Source organism: Paenibacillus sp. RRE4 (assembly GCF_031844205.1).
Lineage (GTDB): Bacteria > Bacillota > Bacilli > Paenibacillales > Paenibacillaceae > Paenibacillus > Paenibacillus xylanexedens_B.
Genome location: NZ_JAUZUT010000001.1, coordinates 1,140,974 through 1,161,490 on the forward strand (window position 1 = coordinate 1,140,974; position 20,517 = coordinate 1,161,490).

Annotated in this window: 20 protein-coding genes; 12 read left to right on the plus strand and 8 right to left on the minus strand. The window is 47.0% G+C overall.

From position 1 onward, the window contains the following. Positions 1-3: 3 nt before the first annotated feature. From Q9R46_RS28560 to Q9R46_RS05280, 5 genes are all read left to right on the plus strand, one after another. Entirely contained in the window at positions 4-456 is a 453-nt protein-coding gene (locus Q9R46_RS28560) for a YtxH domain-containing protein (RefSeq protein WP_397386326.1), read from the plus strand. Between the two features lie 223 nt (positions 457-679). After that, positions 680-1,489, plus strand: coding sequence for a glutamate racemase (racE, locus tag Q9R46_RS05265; protein ID WP_311280948.1), 810 nt, complete (start codon positions 680-682; stop codon positions 1,487-1,489). 288 nt (positions 1,490-1,777) lie between these two features. Further along, the gene (locus tag Q9R46_RS05270; RefSeq protein WP_397386327.1) at positions 1,778-3,010 is read left to right on the plus strand and encodes a M14 family metallopeptidase; all 1,233 of its coding nucleotides are present in this window, start codon (positions 1,778-1,780) and stop codon (positions 3,008-3,010) included. 226 nt (positions 3,011-3,236) lie between these two features. After that, entirely contained in the window at positions 3,237-3,539 is a 303-nt protein-coding gene (locus Q9R46_RS05275; protein WP_090920458.1) for a heme biosynthesis protein HemY, read from the plus strand. Positions 3,540-3,560: 21 nt separating this feature from the next. Continuing rightward, a complete protein-coding gene (locus Q9R46_RS05280; protein WP_145329298.1) occupies positions 3,561-3,782 on the plus strand; it encodes a YuzB family protein in 222 nt (73 codons plus the stop codon). 103 nt (positions 3,783-3,885) lie between these two features. Here Q9R46_RS05280 and Q9R46_RS05285 read toward each other — a convergent pair whose 3' ends face one another. Then, a complete protein-coding gene (locus Q9R46_RS05285) occupies positions 3,886-4,338 on the minus strand; it encodes a hypothetical protein (RefSeq protein WP_311279207.1) in 453 nt (150 codons plus the stop codon). Positions 4,339-4,494: 156 nt separating this feature from the next. On the opposite strand from Q9R46_RS05285, the gene Q9R46_RS05290 reads away from it, so the two are divergent. Beyond that, positions 4,495-4,776 carry a hypothetical protein gene (locus tag Q9R46_RS05290; protein WP_311279208.1) on the plus strand — a complete coding sequence of 94 codons (282 nt, stop codon included), beginning with the start codon at positions 4,495-4,497 and terminating at the stop codon, positions 4,774-4,776. 133 nt (positions 4,777-4,909) lie between these two features. Then, on the plus strand, positions 4,910-5,740 hold the full coding sequence (locus tag Q9R46_RS05295) for an aldo/keto reductase (RefSeq protein ID WP_145329306.1): 831 nt from the start codon (positions 4,910-4,912) through the stop codon (positions 5,738-5,740). A gap of 516 nt (positions 5,741-6,256) precedes the next feature. On the opposite strand, the gene Q9R46_RS05300 is transcribed toward Q9R46_RS05295, so the two are convergent. From Q9R46_RS05300 to Q9R46_RS05315, 4 genes are all read right to left on the minus strand, one after another. Further along, positions 6,257-6,991: a DsbA family oxidoreductase gene (locus tag Q9R46_RS05300; protein ID WP_145329309.1), complete on the minus strand. Its 735-nt coding sequence runs from the start codon at positions 6,989-6,991 to the stop codon at positions 6,257-6,259. 88 nt (positions 6,992-7,079) lie between these two features. After that, positions 7,080-7,505 (minus strand): cytidine deaminase, encoded by a 426-nt coding sequence (locus tag Q9R46_RS05305; RefSeq protein ID WP_311279209.1) that lies wholly within the window; start codon positions 7,503-7,505, stop codon positions 7,080-7,082. Between the two features lie 61 nt (positions 7,506-7,566). Beyond that, positions 7,567-9,618, minus strand: a complete 2,052-nt coding sequence (locus Q9R46_RS05310) for an LTA synthase family protein (protein WP_311279210.1) — start codon at positions 9,616-9,618, stop codon at positions 7,567-7,569. Positions 9,619-9,886: 268 nt separating this feature from the next. Continuing rightward, entirely contained in the window at positions 9,887-11,038 is a 1,152-nt protein-coding gene (locus Q9R46_RS05315; protein WP_311279211.1) for a THUMP domain-containing class I SAM-dependent RNA methyltransferase, read from the minus strand. A gap of 291 nt (positions 11,039-11,329) precedes the next feature. On the opposite strand from Q9R46_RS05315, the gene Q9R46_RS05320 reads away from it, so the two are divergent. Continuing rightward, positions 11,330-11,962: an O-methyltransferase gene (locus Q9R46_RS05320; protein ID WP_311279212.1), complete on the plus strand. Its 633-nt coding sequence runs from the start codon at positions 11,330-11,332 to the stop codon at positions 11,960-11,962. Positions 11,963-12,163: 201 nt separating this feature from the next. Here the strand turns inward: Q9R46_RS05320 and Q9R46_RS05325 are convergent, their stop codons facing one another. Together Q9R46_RS05325 and Q9R46_RS05330 are read right to left on the minus strand one after the other, a co-directional pair. Beyond that, complete coding sequence (locus Q9R46_RS05325) at positions 12,164-12,586, minus strand: hypothetical protein (protein WP_311279213.1); 423 nt, start codon at positions 12,584-12,586, stop codon at positions 12,164-12,166. A 133-nt stretch (positions 12,587-12,719) separates the two neighbouring features. Then, the gene (locus Q9R46_RS05330) at positions 12,720-13,931 is read right to left on the minus strand and encodes an asparaginase (RefSeq protein WP_311279214.1); all 1,212 of its coding nucleotides are present in this window, start codon (positions 13,929-13,931) and stop codon (positions 12,720-12,722) included. A gap of 419 nt (positions 13,932-14,350) precedes the next feature. Here Q9R46_RS05330 and Q9R46_RS05335 point away from each other — a divergent pair, with 419 nt between their 5' ends. After that, the gene (locus Q9R46_RS05335) at positions 14,351-15,553 is read left to right on the plus strand and encodes a cytochrome P450 (RefSeq protein ID WP_311279215.1); all 1,203 of its coding nucleotides are present in this window, start codon (positions 14,351-14,353) and stop codon (positions 15,551-15,553) included. A gap of 68 nt (positions 15,554-15,621) precedes the next feature. Here Q9R46_RS05335 and Q9R46_RS05340 read toward each other — a convergent pair whose 3' ends face one another. Beyond that, positions 15,622-16,842 carry an MFS transporter gene (locus Q9R46_RS05340; RefSeq protein ID WP_311279216.1) on the minus strand — a complete coding sequence of 407 codons (1,221 nt, stop codon included), beginning with the start codon at positions 16,840-16,842 and terminating at the stop codon, positions 15,622-15,624. 203 nt (positions 16,843-17,045) lie between these two features. On the opposite strand from Q9R46_RS05340, the gene hemE reads away from it, so the two are divergent. The 3 genes from hemE to hemY are packed head-to-tail and all read left to right on the plus strand — an operon-like array spanning position 17,046 to position 20,480. Further along, positions 17,046-18,110, plus strand: a complete 1,065-nt coding sequence (gene hemE / locus Q9R46_RS05345; RefSeq protein WP_145329331.1) for a uroporphyrinogen decarboxylase — start codon at positions 17,046-17,048, stop codon at positions 18,108-18,110. Next, the gene (gene hemH / locus Q9R46_RS05350; RefSeq protein WP_311279217.1) at positions 18,103-19,053 is read left to right on the plus strand and encodes a ferrochelatase; all 951 of its coding nucleotides are present in this window, start codon (positions 18,103-18,105) and stop codon (positions 19,051-19,053) included. Before hemE ends, hemH begins: the two co-directional genes overlap by 8 nt. Next, the gene (gene hemY, locus Q9R46_RS05355) at positions 19,053-20,480 is read left to right on the plus strand and encodes a protoporphyrinogen oxidase (protein WP_311279218.1); all 1,428 of its coding nucleotides are present in this window, start codon (positions 19,053-19,055) and stop codon (positions 20,478-20,480) included. The genes hemH and hemY overlap by 1 nt, the downstream gene beginning before the upstream one ends. Positions 20,481-20,517: the final 37 nt, after the last annotated feature.

A 20,517-nucleotide genomic window follows, 5' to 3' on the forward strand; every position in this document is an offset into this window, starting at 1 on the left:
ATCATGAAAGATTCGAACAAAAGCTTGTTGTGGGGGGCTTTAATCGGCTCCGTCGTTGGTTCGGTTACTGCATTGTTGCTTGCGCCAAAATCTGGACGTGAATTGCGTCAGGATATTTCCGAGGGAGCTCGTCAAGTTACGGATAAAGGTCAGGAGCTGGCTGTAAAAGTGGGAGAGCAAAGCTCGCAGATCGTATCCAAAGTGAAGGAAACGGCGGATGTTGTTATTAAGGATATCCAGTCCTGGCGCTGCTCTTCGGATGGCAAAGAAATCCGGATCTCTGCTGCGATTGCAGATACGGATAAAGCTGGAGGAGTACAGGGGCATGTTCAGCCTGAGATCCAGGTTCAAGCAGAGGATGCAGTACAAAATCAAGGCTTGAAATTGGTGCCAGCAGAACAGGGGAACGAAAATATTGTGAAGCTTACTACCGATGAGTCCAAAGACGAAAACTAAGCAATGCGGGTTTAGCAGGCTTTCCCCAATCCGGTGGAAAGCCTGCTTTGTTGTGTGCTCATGCTCTGCGTGACAACAGGATTCGCAACCCTATATTTGAACCCGGCGATGAAATCGGGTAAGATGTAGGTACCTTTTTGCCGGAAATATCATAGGGTAGGTAGAAAGCTTTTTTGATATGGAGTATCAGAGTGAATTTAATGAAGAAGGAAGCGGTGTGTTCGTGCAGCAAGCTATTGCTATATTAGACTCCGGTGTAGGGGGATTGACCGTTGCGAAGGAAGTGATGCGTCAGCTCCCGCGGGAAAAGATCATTTATTTTGGGGACACTGCCCGGACACCGTACGGACCCCGTTCGTCCGAACAAGTGAAACAATTTACGGAGCAAATCGTTGATTTTTTGATCCAGTTTAATCCGAAAGTGATCGTGATCGCCTGCAATACGGCAACAGCCGCCGCACTGGAATATATACGGACCAAGGTGGATGTTCCTGTCATTGGGGTGATCCATCCTGGTGCAAGGGCAGCCATCATGGCAACACGTACAGGTCGGATCGGTGTGATCGGGACTGTAGGTACGATCGGTAGTGGGGCGTATACGTCGGCACTCAAGCAGCTGTCTCCTTATGTGGATGTGGTCAGTCAGGCTTGCCCTGCACTGGTGCCGCTGGTGGAGAAAGGTGAATTTCGTTCCGAACATACAACGCATACGGTGGATCAAGCGCTCGGAGAAATTAAAAGACAGCCTATTGACTGTCTAATTCTTGGTTGCACTCATTATCCGTTTCTAATGGATACCATTCAGGATGTCATGGGCCAGGATGTAAAGCTCATCAGCTCAGCCGATGAAACAGCGAGAGAAATCAGTACCATCTTATATGATAAACGCAAGCTGGCAAGCGGAGACGAAACGCCCGTGCATCAGTTTTTCTGTACAGGTGATCCGCGTATGTTCCAGAATATTGCGAAGCAGTGGCTGGGAGAACAAATTTCCAAGACACCTGTCGTCTGGCAGGTCACGCAGTTGTCGTAATCGCTGTCGGAATGTATTAGTAATCATCATTATTTGGAATAAAAATAGGATTAAGCCTGCATTCATCTATGTAATTTTGCTTCGGTGCCCGGACCTGTAAAGGTTCGGGCTTTTATATTATTCTTAGGACGCTGCAACTCGGGTCTGCTCTGGTGGCCAGAATATCTAACGTAACATAGAAGTCTGCGAACGATGTCACATGACGGACAACCGGGCTTGCATACGATAATACAGGTACGATTAAACGAAATTAATTGGGAGAATCAAACCTGTGGAAGGGAGAACAACATGGAACTGCAATGGATTATCGTGAAAACAGGTGACACGTTACCGCGAATTGCTTCGGCATATCGTATGACTAATGCATTATTGTGTGCGTTGAATCCCGAAGTTGCAGCGCAGCCTTACTTGCTTGCGGGTCAGATGCTACGTGTGGTGCCGGGGACTGGGCGCAGATATGCGGTGCCACCGGGAGAAACGGTGCAGGAAACGGCAGAGCGTTTTGGATTATCGGAAGACCAGCTTCGTGAGAGGAATCCCGAAATCTCCAAGGTGAAGGATTGGGGGGGCTGCTGTATACATATTCCTCAGGCTGGTGGCAAAACCATCGTGAACATTGAGGGTGAATATGGATATCGTGAATTGATCAAAGATATAAAGAGATTGGAAGCGCGTTATTCCTTCATAGAATCGGGGGAGATCGGTACAAGTGTGATGGGCAAAAAACTGCCCTATGTGCGAATCGGGCAAGGTCCTCGCCATATCCATGTTAATGCATCGGTTCATGCCAATGAATGGTTAACTACGCCGGTTCTAATGAGGTTTATCGAAGAATACGCCGAGACGTATTCCACGCATTCGCTTTGGCATACGTATGATCCGCAGCGCTGGATGCAAGAGACGACGTTGTGGGCAGTTCCTATGGTAAATCCGGACGGTGTGGAATTGGTTCAGGAGGGCGTAGTGAATCATCATAAGTATGCTTCGGAATTACTTGCGTGGAACGGCGGGCGACCACACTTTACACATTGGAAAGCTAACATTAGAGGTGTGGATCTTAATGATCAGTTTCCGGCTCACTGGGACGAAGAGGTTGCGCGCAGGAGTATTTCTTCGCCCGGACCGCGGGATTATGCTGGGAAAGCTCCACTGACGGAACCTGAGGCTCAGGCACTTGCACAGTGGACGCAGGAACAAGCATTTTCCGCAGTTGTATCCCTGCACAGCCAAGGTCAAGAAATCTATTGGAATTATCGAGATCTGGAGCCGAGAGAGAGTGCACCACTGTCGCGCAAGCTTGCCAAAGCGTCCGGATATAAAGCGGTAAAACTTGGTGGCAGTGATGCCGGGTATAAAGATTGGTTTATTCAAGCGTTTGGCAAGCCGGGCTTCACCGTAGAGGTGGGTCTGGGAGTGAATCCGCTACCTGTGGAGCAATTTGATGACATTTGTGTGGAAGTGGGCATGCTACTGGCAGAATTGTTATCCCATGGAGAGCGTGAGGCAGGTGCCTCGGGTTAGCTGGCATGAAACGCAATTATTGTTCAAACGTGTAACTGGAACGGGCGCTGAAGCGGCGCTCGTTTTTTATCTTTTTAAACGAGGTCGTGTCAAAAATATGACTTCATGTCGTTTTCGCATCAATGTTATTGCGATTAGCTGTAACTTTCTTTACAATAGATGCTGGAGTTTAAAATGAATGCTGAAATTGTTGAAACCAGCAATGATGATATAGGAGATGAATTGAATGAACTGCAAAATCACTCGTAACGCAGCGAAAGTGTTGAAGCTTGAACTGGACAAGCCGGAGAACGAAGGTAAACTATTGCGTGTTGTGATTACACATGCGCACGGCGACCATGCGCATTACGGTCTTGACCTGGATACGCCAGGAGATAATGACACTGTAGTATCTACAGATAAAGGCATTGACGTTATTTTGGAAAATGGACAACCGATGCTCGATGGCGTAAAAATTGATTACCTCTACTTGCCACAAGAAGGATTTGTGATCACGAATCCATCCAAAGGCAACCACGGCGACCACTAAGGGAGCGAAGAAGGGGAACTCATGGCTAACGATATCCGCGTATGTGAAAAGTGTAATCATATCCGATTGAAATCCATTGTGCCTAAGCTCGAGAAGATGGCTCCAGGCACAGAAATCAAGATCGGTTGTAAATCTTATTGCGGCCCATGTGCGAAGCGTGCTTTTGTTTTCGTCAATGGCCGATACATCAGTGCTCCAACAGAAGAAGAGGTACTGACGAAGGTTTCCAAGTTCATCAAGTAACCGTATACCAAGATCTTTTGACAACGGCAATGAACCGGTAGAAACGATCTGATTTACCTGAAAAGGAGGGGCAAAAGCCTCTCCTTTTTGTGTTGCGTTTTTGTTAGCCTAAGTTTTGACGATGATTCTCATCCGAATGGAGCAAAAATATTTGGAAGGTATCCTCCCGAATTTCAATGGCGATCCGAACCTCTTCTTTATATAGAACATGAATATGGCCCATCCGTTCCTCCTTCAGTTCCGTCCAACCCGCTTCATGTAACTTTTGAAAATATTCTTCAGGTGGGTATAGTCCTTGTTCACCCCCGATGTGTTTCAGTTCATACGTTTCGCTTTGAGATTGCGTAGGGTGATCGGAGTATGCTGCGGATTCAATGAGTTTGGCATTGGCAGGCACGGGGATATCTCTATGCATCGCTGAAGTGACGTATCCTTTGATCTCATAAGTGGAGTTCGAGTTCGTGAGGCGCTGTGTCCAAACAATAAAAAATAGGAGTAACAGAACGGATAGCAATGAAACAGTCAGGAGGCCTAAACGGATCCCCTTTGTGTTCAAACGGTATTCCTCCTTTTTTGATCATAAATGCTTCTGATCTTTTAACGTATCTTGGAAGTATAAAGTTTGAACAAATTTTTGAAAAAAGAATAAGTCTGCTCTATGCAATCCATGCTAATAGGGTGACAGGAATATGATTCCGAGGAGGAATAACTCATGCCCAAGCGTTATGATTCCAGTTTGCAAGCGGGTACAACGGTATCTCAGGCGCAAAATGCGGTGAACAAGCTTCATTATGCTGTTTCCCAGGCCATGTCCCATCCAAATGTGCAGACCATTGTGCAGGCAGAGCAGCGGCTGGCTCACACCGAGCAGGCGATGAAGCAAGCGGAGTTGTCTCTGGGTGGACAAGGCTTCGAGTTAGCACAGGAAATGTTCATTGAGGAGAAGAAGAGGTTACATTCGCTCCAGAATCAGCACAGGCAAGGGAAGAAGTAAACCGTTCCTGTTACACCGTAACCTGCAGGCCATGATGGTCTGCAGGTCTTTTTTGTCTTTTTACAAGCGCTTAAAATTCTGTCAGAAGGTTAATAGACCGTGAGCAGGCAAAAATCAATACGGGAGGTACAGGATGACCAAACATATTACAGATTGTACAATTCTGAACAACGGAGTGACGATGCCCTGGCTTGGAATCGGGACTTATAAGGCGAAGGGAAAAGAAGTGCAACAGGCGGTAGAGACCGCTCTGGAAGTAGGGTATCGCAGCATTGATACCGCGTCCGTTTATGGCAATGAGGAGGAAGTGGGACAAGCCATTGCGAGTAGTGGTGTGGCCCGTAATGAACTTTTCGTAACAACGAAGCTCTGGAATGATGATCAAGGTTACGATTCGACGCTTAGAGCGTTCGAAGCCAGCCGGAAGAAGCTTGGTTTAAATGTTATTGATCTATATCTCATTCACTGGCCTGGCCGTGATCAATATAAAGAGACGTGGAGAGCCTTTGAACGTCTGTATAGTGAAGGAAGCGTGCGTGCGATCGGTGTAAGCAATTTTCAGGTACATCATCTGCGCGATCTTATAGATGAAGGTGGTACGGTGCCTGCGGTGAATCAGGTGGAATTACATCCAGGTCTGATCCAGCAGGAACTGCAGGATTTCTGCGGAGCACAAGGGATTCAACTGGAGGCGTGGAGCCCCATCATGAAAGGGAAGTTGAATCAGGATTCGACTCTTAAGGGACTGGCTCAGAAGTACGGCAAAACGCCGGCTCAGATTATTCTACGCTGGGATATTCAGAATCAGATTGTGACGATTCCAAAATCGGTGACACCTGAGCGGATTCGAGAGAACGCGGATATCTTTGATTTCGAACTGACACCAGATGAGTTGAGACAGATTGATGCACTCGATGCGGACAAACGCACAGGGCCACATCCGGATCAATTATTTTGGGATTAGGGGCGAAACTCATTTTCCAGTTAAATAAGTATGAACATTGGTGGAAGCTCCGGGGCGAATCGTTCATAATGTAGACGTTTGGTGGAAGCTCCAGGGACGAATCGTTCTTTTGATCGCTGTTGTTTTCGAATTTCTTTGATTGAAATTTTTAAAGGTTTGAAATTCGAAAACAAAGGCGAACGCTCCGCTTCTACAGAATCGATTTCGCCCCCTCCGCAGCAACGTTGGATAGGAGAGTCACTTGGAAAAGAAGCTTCGGAGGGTAAGGGCAGTAACAAAACGGAGGGCTTCGCTTCTCCGTTTTGTTCTGTTTAGGTTGTTTGTTAGTGTGTAGAGGGAGGCAACTGGTTGGGGATGAATGGAGAATAGAATGGGAGAAAAACTAAATAGTGGTGAAAGAGAGTAAAGATAATTAAAGTTGATGGATGACGAATTAAAAACGACTAAGAGAGAGTAGTAGTAAAGCAAAAAGCAGCAAGGTCATGAACGTAGCCATGATCCTGCTGCTTTTTTAGGTTAGTTGGAAGGTTTGTTTTGAGGAACCTCGCAACCTTCTTCTGTGCATACACCGTTACGATCTGATGCGGCATCGTTCGATTCAACAATGGTGAACGGGGAACGTTCATCCCATGCTTTTTGCAGGGCATCCAGGAAGACATCGTCGGGCTGTGCTCCGGAAACGGCAAATTTACGATCGAGAACGAAGAATGGAACTCCTCGGATGCCGAGCTGTGCGCCTTCTGCCTGGTCAGCGCGTACGTTCTCGGTATATTGGTCGCTGGACAGAACGGCAACCGCAGCTTCGCGATCTAAACCAACCTCCTGGGCGAGATCGGCGAGCACTTGATGATCACCAACGTGTTTGCCTTCAATAAAGATGGCGTGGAACAAACGCTCACTCAGATCAAGGGCCTTACCTTGAGTGTCTGCCCAGTGAGTCAGACGATGAGCAGCAAAGGAGTTTGTTGGGATCATGGCATCAATATTATATTCGAGCCCTGCTGTACGAGCATTGGCATTCATCTGTGCATTCATTCCGCGAGCTTGTTCTTCGCTAATGTTGTACTTGGAAGTTAGATAGTCTACATTCGTTTTTCCGCTGTTCAATTCTGCGTTAGGATCAAGCTCAAAGCTTTTAAATTGCAACTTTACTTCATCCCGATGCGGGAATTTTTCGAGTACGTTTTCCAGACGGCGTTTGCCGATATAACAGAAAGGGCACATGAAATCAGACCATACTTCAATATTCATTGGTTTAAAACCTCCATTATGTTCCTAATTGAAACTACTATAGTTACAATTATAAAGTGACTTTCAAATTTTCGCAAGTTATTCGAATTTATTCCGTCCGGTAAGCTCTTGTCCAATGGTCTGGCTGAAGCTCGCTTAATGTTTTGAAAATAAGCTGTCCGGACGGATCGTATACAGCTGCTTTGACGTCCTCTCCCCAGTAAAAGAGACGTTCCTGGCAGATTCCGCAAGGTGTAAGCACTTTGAATGCAGCATTTTCGTCATCGCGCGCTACGCAGAGAGAGTGGGTTACCCGCTCATTTAATTTATGAGCTTCCAGATAAGCGCCTGTTTCCATGCATAGTTGCACCGCATCGTTAATTACCTCTGGAGCTACGCTGATGAGCAGAGATCCTGCGTCGGTATACACAGCGCCTGCCCCGCCCGAACCTTGGGGGTATCGCTCTTTCACAAACTCGGTAGCAGCATCAAAAAGCTTTTGTTCGATATCGTGTACATGAATGTTAGTTGACATAAGGTGAGTCTCCTTCAATATAAGAGTGTGTCTGACATGGATTTCGTTTTTCTGTACCTGATTATTTTTTCGAAGAGTTCACGGTTGCGTCTGCTGGTCGTTCCTTCTCCTCGCGGAATTGACGTATCAGATTGTAGGTAATGAGCGTATCAGACACATGCAGGCGTTTTGAGGCAGTTTCAAAACCAACCTTGCAGGCGTTACTATCCGTCTTTTCGTGAGTGGATTGGTCGTAACAGGCTCCATTGGCATAAAGATAATCATCCGAGGGAATATAAAATACTTTACCGTCTGTGAACGAACCGTTACGCAGTACCACCATGCGTTCCGTGTCATTGTACACATTGTTTCCCATGTGATAATAGGATTCATCCGATATCCCGAGCAAATGCAACACCGATGGTGTAATATCCAGCTGCCCTGCTGGTTTATCGAAGGTACCCGCTGCAGCCCCATCCGGTAAATGTACCAGCAGTGGAACTTCGTTCATGATCTGCGCCATATCAAGGTCGTTCAGCCCACGGCCTAGAAACTTCTCATATTGAGCTTTGTCGGTAATCGAGCTGTCATGGTCACCGTAGAACATGAAGATAGTGCTGTCCCATAGTCCGCGATTCTTCAGATCCTCCACCATACCACCGAGTGCGGCATCCACATAGTGAACAGACTGCAGATAGTTTCCGAACATTGTGCCCTGAAATTCCCCCACATCCAGCTGTTGTTTTTCTTTAGGCAGAGAGGCGTAAGGGTGGTGGCTGCTAAGCGTGATGAGGAATGAATAAAAAGGTTCCTTTGCTTCATTGCTCATTTTTTCAACAGACTGTCGGAAAAAAGATACATCGGACAAAGACCAGCCAAGCGGGTCATCTACTATGAAATCATTTTTGCTGTAGAACTTGTCGTATTTCATATTCTGATACATCGTATATCGGTTCCAGAATCCGCTCTCGTAGGCGTGGAATACGTTGGTGCTATAGCCATGTTCCTTCAAAATGGAAGGTAACGAATCGTACATATGATCTGCGTATCGCACAAATGCTGAACCTACAGGAAGAGGGTGCAGAGAGATGTTGGCGCCGAAGTCGGCATCTGACGTTCTGCCCTGACCAGTCTGGTGATAAAAGTGGCTGTAATACTGGCTTTCTTTCATCAGTTCATTGAAGTGGGGGGTGATTTCCTGCCCGCCAATGCTTTGTCCAATCATAAAATTCATAAAGGCTTCACCTTGCACGATAATGACGTTGCTATCTTTATATTTTCCGTATAAGGGCTGGCTGGTCTGTCCTGCATTCGACTTTTGTCGATCATCAAAAAAAGTTTTAACCTGCTGGATATCGGCTGGATCGGCTTCGGGGCCGGAACCCATATTATTTTTGACATAAGAGTACGTATCATAGCCGTGAAAAGCGAGCAATCCGGTTACGTTGTACATGGATACATTCCACCAATTGTTATCAAACAGCCCCTTGGCCCAGGTTTTGCTGTAATAATATATTGGGCCGGCTCCAAGACCCAATCCCAGAATCAGCGCTGTGACACCTGCTAACAGACGGCGACGGAGACGCTTTTTATGAGATATGGAGGAAGTGGAGGAGTAACCGCTATAACTACCGTTAGAACTGCTTGTGTACACAGCTGATGGTTGATCCGAGCGATAACGTCTGCTGAACAGCATTAAGACAGCAAATGGAATAACAATGAATAAATCGGCAAAAAACCATATATCGCGAGCATAGATTAAAGTGGCAATGCTGTCACCAAGTGCATCTACCTGTCGTGCCTGTAACAGCACGGGAATGGTAAGGAAATCCTGAAAGTAACGATAATAGACCATATCCGCATAGATGAGTGCAGTAAGGAACAAGTGAAGGACAGCAAGTGCAGCAATCATGCCCCTACGTGGCAACCACCAGACCCAGAAGGACAGAAGCAACAACGATCCAACGGCAATCACTTTGTCGAGCAGTCCCATGGTAATGTTATACGCGTGCAGATTGTGATGTAGCAACATCAGCTTAAGCAGGATAAGTATCGTGAAAATAACATATAGCGTCAATGGGTGACGCAGAAGCCCGGGCGTTCTGGAACTTCGCATAGGCTGAGTGAAAACCATATTGTTTCCCCCTTTTTTTTGTATAGCTGTTCATGATTCGTGAGGCTGTAGATGAAATATTGTCATTTATTTTGTTAACGGAATGTAAAACAGGGCTTCATATATTATAGCGTGACCGCTTCGCATTTCAACTATGCTCGTCATACTTGGCTATCATACAGAGCTGTGAGATCGGGGATGAGCGGTGCTTGTTAGATAGCTAAACTTGAACAAACGAAAAAAACGCTCTAACCATGAAGGTCAGAGCGTTTCTTACCCGTAAGTATCTTTAAGCTTGAGGTGTTTTGTTGCGTGGGGGCAATGGCCCCAAATATTGATAGTACTGGGTTTCGATCCGTCCGTTGAACAGCTTGCGACGCTTGTCCGCTTTGTGTCCGAAATACTCTTCAAATGCTTTGGTGGAGGTTATGGCAAAAAACGACCACGTTGGCATATCCAGATAAGAGCGGCCGAGGGAACGAAGTAGCTTCTGCACTTCTTTTTCTTCACTCAGACGTTCGCCATAAGGTGGGTTGGTAATAATAACTCCATACTCTCCTTGAGGTCTGGCCCGGTGTGCTGGCAGTACGCTGACTTCGATATCTTTGGCAAAGCCCGCACTTTTGATCGCTGCTTGCGCAACCTCAAACGCTTCCGGGTCGATGTCGCTACCTGAAATCTGCAGAGGTACATCGTCACGCACGGCATCAAATGCTTCCTCACGTGCCTGTTCCCACAGTTCAGCAGGAATTACGTCCCAATTCTCGGAGTTAAATGTACGGCGAAGTCCTGGTGCGATATTCCAGCCAATCATGGCTGCTTCAATCAACATCGTACCTGAGCCGCAGCATGGATCGTAGAACGGGCGTGAAACATTCCAGCGGCTAAGCTGAATCAGGGCAGCTGCCAGTGTTTCCTTGAGAGGTGCTTCTGTAACAAGTCTCCGGTATCCGCGTTTATGAAGTCCTGGGCCTGTTGTATCCAGCGTAATCAGAGCGCGGTCATTCAACAGAATCACTTCAACCACATAACGGGCTCCATTTTCAGGGAACCATTCGGTGTGATGCGTCAGCTTCAGTTTTTCAACAATCGCCTTTTTGACAATACCTTGGGAAGCAGGCACACTGCTCAGTTGCGATTTCTGTGATCTTCCTTCAACCGGGAATTCACCGTCTGCCGGAATCCAGTCTTCCCAAGGCAGTGCCTTGGTACCCTCAAACAATTCGTCAAATGTAGTTGCGGGGAATTCCCCCATGTTGACCAGTACGCGGTCCGAACTTCTCAGCCACAGGTTACAGCGACAAATATCAATGTAATCTCCTGTGAAAAATACGCGGCCATTATCGACCTTGGCATCCTCATACCCCAACTGTTTCAGTTCCCGGGCTACAACAGCCTCGAGTCCCATCGCGGAGGTTGCAATCAATTGCAATCGAGCCATATGAATTCATTCAACTCCATTTCGAGCCGCAGCTGGCTTAAGCCTCTCGCGGCCAATATAGTAACGGCGCGGCCTTGCCGCTTTCCGTGAAAAAACTTACAATGAGTAATGCGGCTTAAGCACAAAAACTTCAACGCAGGTAAAGTAACGTTCAATAGTCTGTATTGATACCAAACATTCATTATAAAACATTGGCACCCATATGAAAAGCTATTCAGGTTATTTATAGAGAAAGCTACCTGGGGGTATTGATATGGAAAGTAGTCCAAGTGTGCAAGGAGGAACTTCGTGGTGAATCTGACCCCTGACGAATATGTAAATCAATTATTTCAAGAGGATGAACTCTTGTTAAAAGTAAAAGAGGCCATTCGAGCGAATGGCATGCCAGAGGTTTCCGTGGCTGCGGCGTATGGACGCTTGCTCACCTTTCTGGCGAAAACCTCAAAAGCTGAAGCTGTGCTCGAAATCGGTGTGCTCGGCGGTTACAGCGGCATCTGCCTTGCTCGTGGGCTGAGCGAAGGAGGAAGCCTGACTTCCCTTGAACTGAAAGAAGAATATGCGGCTATGGCTCGCGGACATTTGGAGGAAGGTGGATTCGGCAGTCAAGTCGAGTACCGGATCGGGCCTGCGGCAGACAGTCTGGAGCAATTGGCACAGGAAGGGCGTACCTTTGATTTCTTCTTTATTGACGCAGATAAGGAAAATTATCCGGTTTATCTCGATTATGCAATTCGCCTTGCGCGTCCGGGTGCAGTCATTGTAGGTGATAACTGTTTCCTACGTGGTCGCACGCTTAATCCGGACAAGCAAGGACCGGCCGTGCTTGCTGTGCGTCGTTTCAACGAGCAGATGGCAAGTGACCCGCGTCTAGTTACAACTATGCTTCCGGACTATGACGGATTGGCGCTGGCTTGGGTGAAATAGGTCACTTGAAACTCCGTTGAAAGCTCGTTTGAAAACCAAGTTAAATGCGAGATTAGATTGTGGTGACATGTAGTTTTAATTTATGCTTTTTGCATGTGTCATACAATTCACTTGAGATGATCGGTCTCAGTAGTTGTACATGCGCCAGCTTGAAAAAATGGTACCCGTTGATTTTACTGTGATCAAGAACAAGTTTGGAAATCACTTTGACAAGTTTACGTGGTGGCTGGTGCACGGAAGCGGCGATGACCGCTTTGCGTCCGTATTCCGACCGTTCATAATCGAAGCAACCACTTGCTCCAGCAGATGCGCGATCCAGTATGTCTTTTCAACCGGGCGGTCATCATGATAACGGACAACGGCGGGAATAGACTGCACGTTCGATCCGGTTTCTTCCAATAGCGTTTTAAAAGCGTCCGATACAACACGGGTGCCTGTAATAGTTTCAAAATAGTCTACCTTCAAGCTGCGTACTGATGACAAAAGTTCGACCTCGGCCTTTGTATGATCGGGCAGTGGATAATCTACAGCGATATAATTTTTATCCAATTCAGGAGTGAAGGTTGTACCGCCGCTAATAAATCCACTGCGCGGATACTGAGATTCGAGAAAATAGTAGTCCATATGTGTTGATGTTCCTTTCCGACTGTAATCTATTATATATTATAAAGATTGATACGATGGGAAAAAAGGCCAAAGCAGGATGAACCTCTGCTTTGGCCTTTTTACGTACATCTGGCAATTATTTTCCGTTAATTTATACCTCTGGGGTGCCGTATGTTTCAAACCATTTTTTAATGGTATCAAAATCATCACTGAAAGACAGTCCAAGCATCAAGAGAATCCGGGCTTGCTGTGGACTGAGATTATCCCCTGCAATGATGCCTTTTCCTCCGCCGTATACACTGCCTGAGCCGGTTCGGGTTGTCGTGACGAAAATAACGCCTTCTTCAATGGCCTTCGTACGGGCTTGACCCATTGCTCTGGAGATTCCGCCTGCACCTGTACCTGAGGTGACAATGCCTTTCACTCCGCTTTTTACAAAGCCTTCTATCGCTCCGCCGCCGGCTTCTTGATAAGAGATGGCGATCTCAACTCTGGCAAGATCGGCTTTGGTGATTTTGCTAAGGTCGAATGCAGGTTTTGCCGTGCCTTCCGGTTTCATCGCGCGAGCAGGAGCCCGGTAAATCCGGATATTCTCTTCATCAATATAACCCACAGCACCGAGCATAGGTGTTTCGAAAGTGTCTGTCCGGTAGTCGTTAGTTTTGGTTACCCCGCGTGCAAGCTGAATGGTATCATTCAGCATTAAGACGGTGCCGAAAGATTTCGTGCGCCCGCTGCCAGCCAGCTTAATGGCATTGTAGAGATTCGCTTGGGCATCGGAGCCAATTACCGTCCAAGGTCGCATCGAGCCTGTGATGATCACAGGTTTATCGCTCTGTACTGTCATATCAAGGAAGTATGCAATTTCCTCCATGGTATCTGTTCCAGTGGTTACCACGACGCTGTCATATTGAGCCAGTGCTTTATCCACCGTTTGAGACAAGTCGTACAGATCAGCCATTGTATAGGAACCTGAACCGGAGTTACCGAACTGCAGTGTGCTCACATCTGCAATTTTCTGTTTATCCGGCAAATCTTTGACCATATCAGCAATAAGAAGTGTGCCGGCCTTATAGTTCTGGAAGCTGGTTGCGTCTTCCGATTGTCCCGCAATCGTTCCGCCTGTACCGATCACGAGTACATTAGGAAGTGGGGATTGTTTGGAAGCATCAGGCACTGAGGGGATGGTGGTATTGCGTGTAGGCGTGGCTGGTGTGCTCTGAACCGTGCCGACGGTGCCTTTTACCTCTACCGTAGCTGCCTGAGCGGCATAGGTTCCGATCGGGGACAGGGATAGAGTTAGTGCGGTAAATGCGGCGGTACTCCATACGGCCCAAGGGCGAAGGTTAGATGATTTTTTCATGATGACACACTCCTTCAAGTGATTTTTGTGTGAGGTATTTTCTTTTTTTATGTAAGTAGATTGAGATAATATTATTTAATGTTAGGTAATATAACAAATCTAGTTCTATGCAGGAATAACGCTTACAATCAACGTTTTTAATAGATAAATAGATATTTAATAGGGAAAATGGCTGAATTTGAATTTTATATATTCTTGTTTAAAAGGAAGGTAGAGAGAAAAAACGGAGAATATACGTCATTTTAATGTTATTTTAATTTACATATCTAACTTTCGACACTAGAAGGGTAGTTGGTAGCATACGTTGGGACGAGAGGCTTATTTATGCTGAAATAGTTGGAATCGCTATCCAGTTGTGGTTATAATGGATATGAGTCTTATATGTAAATAAATATATATTATTGATTGGAGGAAACACGATGAAACAAGCACCCCGAAAATATGCCAATTACATTCCTATTCGGGAATTGCACAACAAGGAGCGACAATTATCTCCCTTCCAGGTGTATGCAGAACTTCGTGAGAACACTCCAGTCCGATATGATGAGCATCGTGAATGCTGGGACGTGTTTCGGTACGAAGATGTGCAGTATGTGTTAAAAAATCCGAAGCTGTTCTCTTCTGAGCGTAACCGTGCCGGTACCAGCATGTTAACGACAGATCCACCGAAGCACAAACAGCTTCGTGACTTGGTCAATCAGGCGTTTACGCCCAAGGCGATAGAAGCTCTTGCTCCACGTATTCAGGAAATTACGAATGAGTTGCTGGCTCCACACTTGTCGGATGAAAGGATGAACCTGATTGATGATCTTGCAACGCCACTTCCTGTCATTGTTATCGCTGAACTGATTGGTGTTCCGGCTACAGATCGGCGTGAATTCAAGGAGTGGTCTGATGTGCTAGTGAAGGGTGCACGTGATGATAGTGAAGAAGCTTTTCTAGAGCTGGAGAAGGAAAAGCTGAAGAATATCCAGGAGTTATATGCCTATTTCACAGACATTATGGAACAGCGTCGTCTACAGCCTCAGGACGATCTTATCTCTTTGCTACTAGATGCGGAGATTGAGGGTGAGAAGTTAACGGAGGAAGAAGTGGTCAATTTTTGTATTCTCCTGCTGGCTGCAGGGAACGAGACAACGACCAATTTGATTGCCAATGCAGTGCGCGTTCTCTCTGAACAACCCGAACTGCAAGAGGAGTTGCGTGGGCACCCGGACAAGGTGGCCAGCGCCGTAGAAGAGACACTACGTTATTATCCGCCGATTGTAGCCATTGGACGTGTTGCGAGGGAAGATATAGAACTAGGAGGCAAGGCGATCAAGGCAGGTCAACAGGTTATATCCTGGGTAGGGGCTGCCAATCGTGACAGTGCGCAGTTTGAGCGTGCAGATGAGTTTGTGTCCGATCGTAAGCCGAACCGACATATGGGATTTGGGTTCGGAATTCATTTTTGCTTGGGCGCGCCGCTGGCACGTTTGGAAGCGAGAGTTGTTCTTCACACGCTGCTCCAGCGTATGGAGCAGATACGGCTAGTTCCTGAAACGGCTCTGGAGCCGATTCAAAGCGCATTTGTATTTGGTGTGAAGGAATATCCGATTCAATTCAACGAACGACGAGTGTAATAGAAAAGCCGCTCCCAGGCCAGTCATGGCACTGAAGCGGCTTTTGCTGTTTGTTCCCGTTAGAAAATTTAAGTTGTCTTCGATTCTTTAATGCGGACAGGTGTTTTGTACAATTTGAATCGAACCCAGACCATATTGAGTAATAATAGGCCGCCGGATACGATAAACAGCCCCTCAATACCGATGAAACCAGCGAGGAATCCGCCAATGACTGCGCCCAGCATATTACCGAGAGCAAGTGTGCTTGTGTTAAAGCTGAATGCCCGGCTGATCATGTTATCAGGTGAATACCCCCGAATTAGCGCATTTACGCTTGGAAGCAAGCCGCCCATAAATATCCCCATCACAAAGCGAACAAGAATGAGTTGCCACACCGTTTGCACAAAAGCTTGCGGAATAAGCATGAGTCCGGTTCCGATGAGTGAAAAAGTGAGGACTCGGTGTGATCCGATCCGGTCACTCAGTTTTCCGAGTACCGGAGACATCGCCATATTGGATATCCCTGTAACTGCACCGACCATACCTGCCCAGAAGGCCACGTCGACTGCGGTTCCATGCAGTTTTTGTACATATATAGGCAAGAGCGACATCGGACTGATCATCGCAAATTGCAACAGGAACGTCACAGCGAAGAGTGCAGGTAGCTGAGGCAATTTGCTGAGCTCCTTCAATCCGGACAATACCGATTGATCTGGCAATTTTGCAGCTTTTTCACGGTCGAACGTCTCTCTTACGAGCAACATTGCAAGCATGGAAGCTACAAAGATGAGCCCGCCTGTAATGTAGAAAATAGGACGAAACCCTACCGCATCCGCAAGCAATCCGCCGATAAGTGGACCCAAAATCGTACCTGCCACCTGACCGGACTGGCTGATCCCCATCGCAAATCCCATACGATCCTTTGGCGTTGTGCCTGAGATCAGAGCAACAGCCGCGGGGTTGAAGCCAGAGATGGTTCCGTTCAGCAAGCGCAATAAGAGAAGTTGCCAAGGGTTCTGCACGAGACCCATCAATGCGATAACAACAGCCATGCCGAAACCGGAGCGAAGCAACATAATTTTGCGTCCGTATTTATCCGACAATTTGCCCCAGAGCGGCTGAAACAAAAAGGAGGTGAGGAAATTGGCTGCAAAAATAAATCCGGCCCAAATTCCAATTTCGTGCTCACCTACAACGCCCAGATCTCTGGCAAGAAACAGCGAAAGAAACGGTGTAATCATGGTCATGCCTGCATTGACCAGAAACTGTCCAAACCAAAGCACAATGAGATTAACTTTCCACGTTTTCAAAGTGCTTTCACTTCCTTTCAAAAAAATTTCTGCAACTCTCAAAAAAAGCGATTCTTTTATTATATCACAAATGGCATATCCATGAGGGGGGTAACGAATGTCATAGTATTGTCACTTGGAACACATCCCCATATGGTTGTTACTGCTGTTTAAAAAGGGCATAATGGTAGTTATGAGTCCAAAAACTATTGGAGGCTTCTTACATGAGCTATAATGATCGACTGATTCGGGCAAGTTTCAAACAGCAGGTTGACCGTGTGCCGGTATGGTATATGAGGCAGGCTGGACGTTACGATCCTGAATATCGCAAAATCAAAGAAAAGTACTCCTTGCTTGAAATATGTCAGCAACCTGAGCTGGCGGCTGAAGTTACACTCATGCCTGTACGTAAACTGGGTGTGGATGCGGCTATTTTGTATTCCGATATTATGAATCCGGTTGCTTCGCTTGGCATTGATTTTGACATTGTGAAAAATATAGGTCCGGTGATTGATAACCCCATTCGTTCGGCTGCCGATGTAGATCGTCTGCGTCCCATCGACGTGGAAGGGGACTTGTCTCACATTCTGGAAACCATTCGTATCCTGGACAAGGAACTTGACGTTCCGCTAATTACATTTGCCGGGGCACCGTTTACCATTGCAAGTTATCTGATCGAAGGTCAACCTTCCAAAGGATATATTCGAACGAAAACGATGATGTACAGCGAGCCGGAAGTATGGCACAAACTGATGCAGAAGCTTGGCGATATGGTCATTACATATATTCGTGCTCATATCGCAAATGGCGGTAAGGCATTCCAGTTGTTTGACAGCTGGGTAGGGGCGCTTTCTCCAAAAGATTTCAAAACGTACGTGCTGCCTACGATTACTCGTATCTTTACCGAATTATCCGATTTGAATGTACCGAAAATTTATTTCCCTGGTGTGGCCTCGGGTGAGTTGTTGCCAACCCTGCAGGACTTGCAGGCGAATGTCATCGGACTGGACTGGAGAGTTTCCGTATCAGAAGGACGCAGGCGTTTGGGTGGGAAATTCGCGGTGCAGGGTAATCTGGATCCCTACATCCTGACTGCGCCAATGGAGCTAATTAAAGAACAGGCAAAAGTAATCATAGATGAAGGTATCAAGGACCCGGGTTATATTTTCAATCTGGGACACGGCTTGTTCCCCGAAGCTTCTCTTGATAAATTAAAAGAACTCACAGCATATATTCATGAATATTCAACAGAAGCTTTGAAGACGGGAGTGACGGTAAGTAATGACTAATACTGTAGGCGTACTGGTGATGTCGTATGGCACACCTGAAAACATGGAAAGTGTTGAGGCGTATTACACGCATATCCGCAGAGGACGTCCGCCTGAGCCGGAACAACTGAAAGAGCTGACAGATCGCTATGAAGCAATTGTTGGCGGTGTTTTCCCGCTGCGTGAAAATACGGATAACCAGGTGAAAAACCTTCAGGAAACGTTGCAAAAGGATGAACGTCGCGGCGATATTGAGTTCCGCTGTTATCAAGGACTAAAACATGCGTATCCTTTTATTGAGGATGGTGTGGAACAGATGGCGAAGGATGGCATTCAGACCGCTATCGGCATTGTGCTTGCGCCTCATTTCTCGACGATGAGTGTGGGGAGTTACATCAAACGTGCACGAGAAAAAGCCGAAGAGCTTGGTATCCAGATGTCCTTCATCGAAAGTTATCATTTGCATCCGAAGCTCATTCAGGCTCTTTCCACGCGAGTAAGTGCGAAGCTTGATGCATTTGAGGAAGCGGGTGCGAAGCGTGGAGGTGTGAAAGTGTTATTCAGTGCTCACAGTCTGCCCGCCCGCATTGTGGACATGGGAGATCCTTATCCGAATCAATTGCTGGAAACTTCCGAGGCCATCGCTTCCCGAGTGGGGATTGCGAACTGGCAGTTCACTTGGCAAAGTGCCGGACGAACTGCCGAGCCTTGGCTCGGCCCAGACATTCTGGACACACTCCAAGAGCTTTCGCGCGAACAAGTAGAAGATGTACTTGTGGCTCCTATTGGATTTGTTTCAGACCATCTGGAAGTGTTGTATGATCTCGACATCGAAGCCAAAGCGATTGCTAAAGAAATGGACATGCGATTGATGCGCATCGATTCGCTTAATAGTGACCCGTTGTACATGGAGACATTGAGCGACTCTATTATTAGCCAATGGCAGCAAGGGTCTGATAACTAATGGAAGACAAGAAAAGACGTATTGTTATTGTCGGCGGGGGCCTGACGGGCCTCAGCGCGGCATTTTATATCCGCAAGCATTACAGGGAAGCTGGTTTTGAACCGGCGATAACCTTGCTTGAGAAGAGTTCGTCTATGGGCGGCATGATCGAAACGTTGCATCGGGACGGATTTGTCATCGAGAAGGGTCCTGACTCTTTCCTGGCTCGCAAAACAGCGATGATTGATCTCGCAAAGGAACTGGAGATGGATCATGAACTTGTCAGCCAAAACCCGGAGTCGAAGAAAACATACATTATGCAGCGCGGTAAGCTTCATCCCATGCCAGCAGGTCTGGTGTTAGGCATCCCGACAGAACTGAAGCCTTTTTTGAAAAGCGGGCTGGTCTCTCCGGCAGGCAAGTTGCGAGCGCTGATGGATTTTATTATTCCACCCAAACGTACAACAGAGGATGAATCTCTCGGTTATATGATTGAGCGCAGGCTTGGCCCGGAAGTGCTGGAAAACCTGACTGAGCCGCTTCTGGCAGGCATTTATGCAGGAGATATGCGAAAGCTCAGCTTACAAGCGACTTTCCCGCAGTTCGGAGAGGTGGAGAGGGATTATGGCAGCTTAATCCGAGGCATGATGACAGGACGCAAACCGACCGAGACACATACAGGCACCAAACGGAGTGCGTTTCTGAACTTCCGTCAGGGGTTGCAAAGTCTTGTACATGCGCTTGTACATGAGCTTCATGATGTGGATCAGCGTTTGAATACGGGAGCCCAATCCTTGGAGCGTGTGGATGGACAGGACGCCGGATATCGGGTTGAACTCGATAACGGACAATTTTTGGAAGCAGATGACGTTGTAATCACCGTGCCGACCTATGTGGCTTCTGGGCTTTTAAAACCGCATGTGGATACATCGGCGCTGGATGCAATCAATTATGTATCTGTTGCTAATGTCGTTCTTGCCTTTGAGAAAAAAGAAGTGGAACATGTCTTCGACGGTTCAGGGTTCCTGGTTCCACGAAAAGAAGGACGTAATATTACGGCCTGCACGTGGACATCTACCAAATGGCTGCATACCAGCCCGGACGACAAAGTTTTGCTTCGTTGTTATGTTGGCCGCTCTGGAGATGAACAGAATGTGGAGCTTCCCGATGAGGCACTTACGGAGCTGGTCATGAAAGATCTGAGAGAAACGATGGGCATTCAAGCAACACCAATCTTCTCGGAGATTACCAGATTGCGTAAATCGATGCCGCAGTATCCTGTCGGCCATCTTCAGCACCTCGCTAACCTTCGGAAAGAGCTTGGAGATAAACTTCCGGGTGTTTACATTGCAGGGGCTGGTTATGAGGGTGTCGGGTTACCAGATTGCATCAGACAAGCGAAAGAAATGTCCATACAGGCCTCGGCACAGCTGACTTCGAAGAACTAAAGGTATGAATTATAGATCTGCCGTCTCCAATGTAGCA

Excerpts from the sequence above, each read along its gene's own strand:
- Q9R46_RS28560 (WP_397386326.1), top strand. The coding sequence starts at position 4 with ATGAAAGATTCGAACAAAAGCTTGTTGTGGGGGGCTTTAATCGGCTCC.
- Q9R46_RS05270 (WP_397386327.1), top strand. The coding sequence starts at position 1,778 with ATGGAACTGCAATGGATTATCGTGAAAACAGGTGACACGTTACCGCGA.
- Q9R46_RS05275 (WP_090920458.1), top strand. The coding sequence starts at position 3,237 with ATGAACTGCAAAATCACTCGTAACGCAGCGAAAGTGTTGAAGCTTGAA.
- Q9R46_RS05280 (WP_145329298.1), top strand. The coding sequence starts at position 3,561 with ATGGCTAACGATATCCGCGTATGTGAAAAGTGTAATCATATCCGATTG.
- Q9R46_RS05290 (WP_311279208.1), top strand. The coding sequence starts at position 4,495 with ATGCCCAAGCGTTATGATTCCAGTTTGCAAGCGGGTACAACGGTATCT.
- Q9R46_RS05295 (WP_145329306.1), top strand. The coding sequence starts at position 4,910 with ATGACCAAACATATTACAGATTGTACAATTCTGAACAACGGAGTGACG.
- Q9R46_RS05300 (WP_145329309.1), bottom strand. The coding sequence starts at position 6,991 with ATGAATATTGAAGTATGGTCTGATTTCATGTGCCCTTTCTGTTATATC.
- Q9R46_RS05305 (WP_311279209.1), bottom strand. The coding sequence starts at position 7,505 with ATGTCAACTAACATTCATGTACACGATATCGAACAAAAGCTTTTTGAT.
- Q9R46_RS05310 (WP_311279210.1), bottom strand. The coding sequence starts at position 9,618 with ATGGTTTTCACTCAGCCTATGCGAAGTTCCAGAACGCCCGGGCTTCTG.
- Q9R46_RS05315 (WP_311279211.1), bottom strand. The coding sequence starts at position 11,038 with ATGGCTCGATTGCAATTGATTGCAACCTCCGCGATGGGACTCGAGGCT.
- Q9R46_RS05325 (WP_311279213.1), bottom strand. The coding sequence starts at position 12,586 with ATGGACTACTATTTTCTCGAATCTCAGTATCCGCGCAGTGGATTTATT.
- Q9R46_RS05330 (WP_311279214.1), bottom strand. The coding sequence starts at position 13,931 with ATGAAAAAATCATCTAACCTTCGCCCTTGGGCCGTATGGAGTACCGCC.
- Q9R46_RS05335 (WP_311279215.1), top strand. The coding sequence starts at position 14,351 with ATGAAACAAGCACCCCGAAAATATGCCAATTACATTCCTATTCGGGAA.
- hemE (WP_145329331.1), top strand. The coding sequence starts at position 17,046 with ATGAGCTATAATGATCGACTGATTCGGGCAAGTTTCAAACAGCAGGTT.
- hemH (WP_311279217.1), top strand. The coding sequence starts at position 18,103 with ATGACTAATACTGTAGGCGTACTGGTGATGTCGTATGGCACACCTGAA.
- hemY (WP_311279218.1), top strand. The coding sequence starts at position 19,053 with ATGGAAGACAAGAAAAGACGTATTGTTATTGTCGGCGGGGGCCTGACG.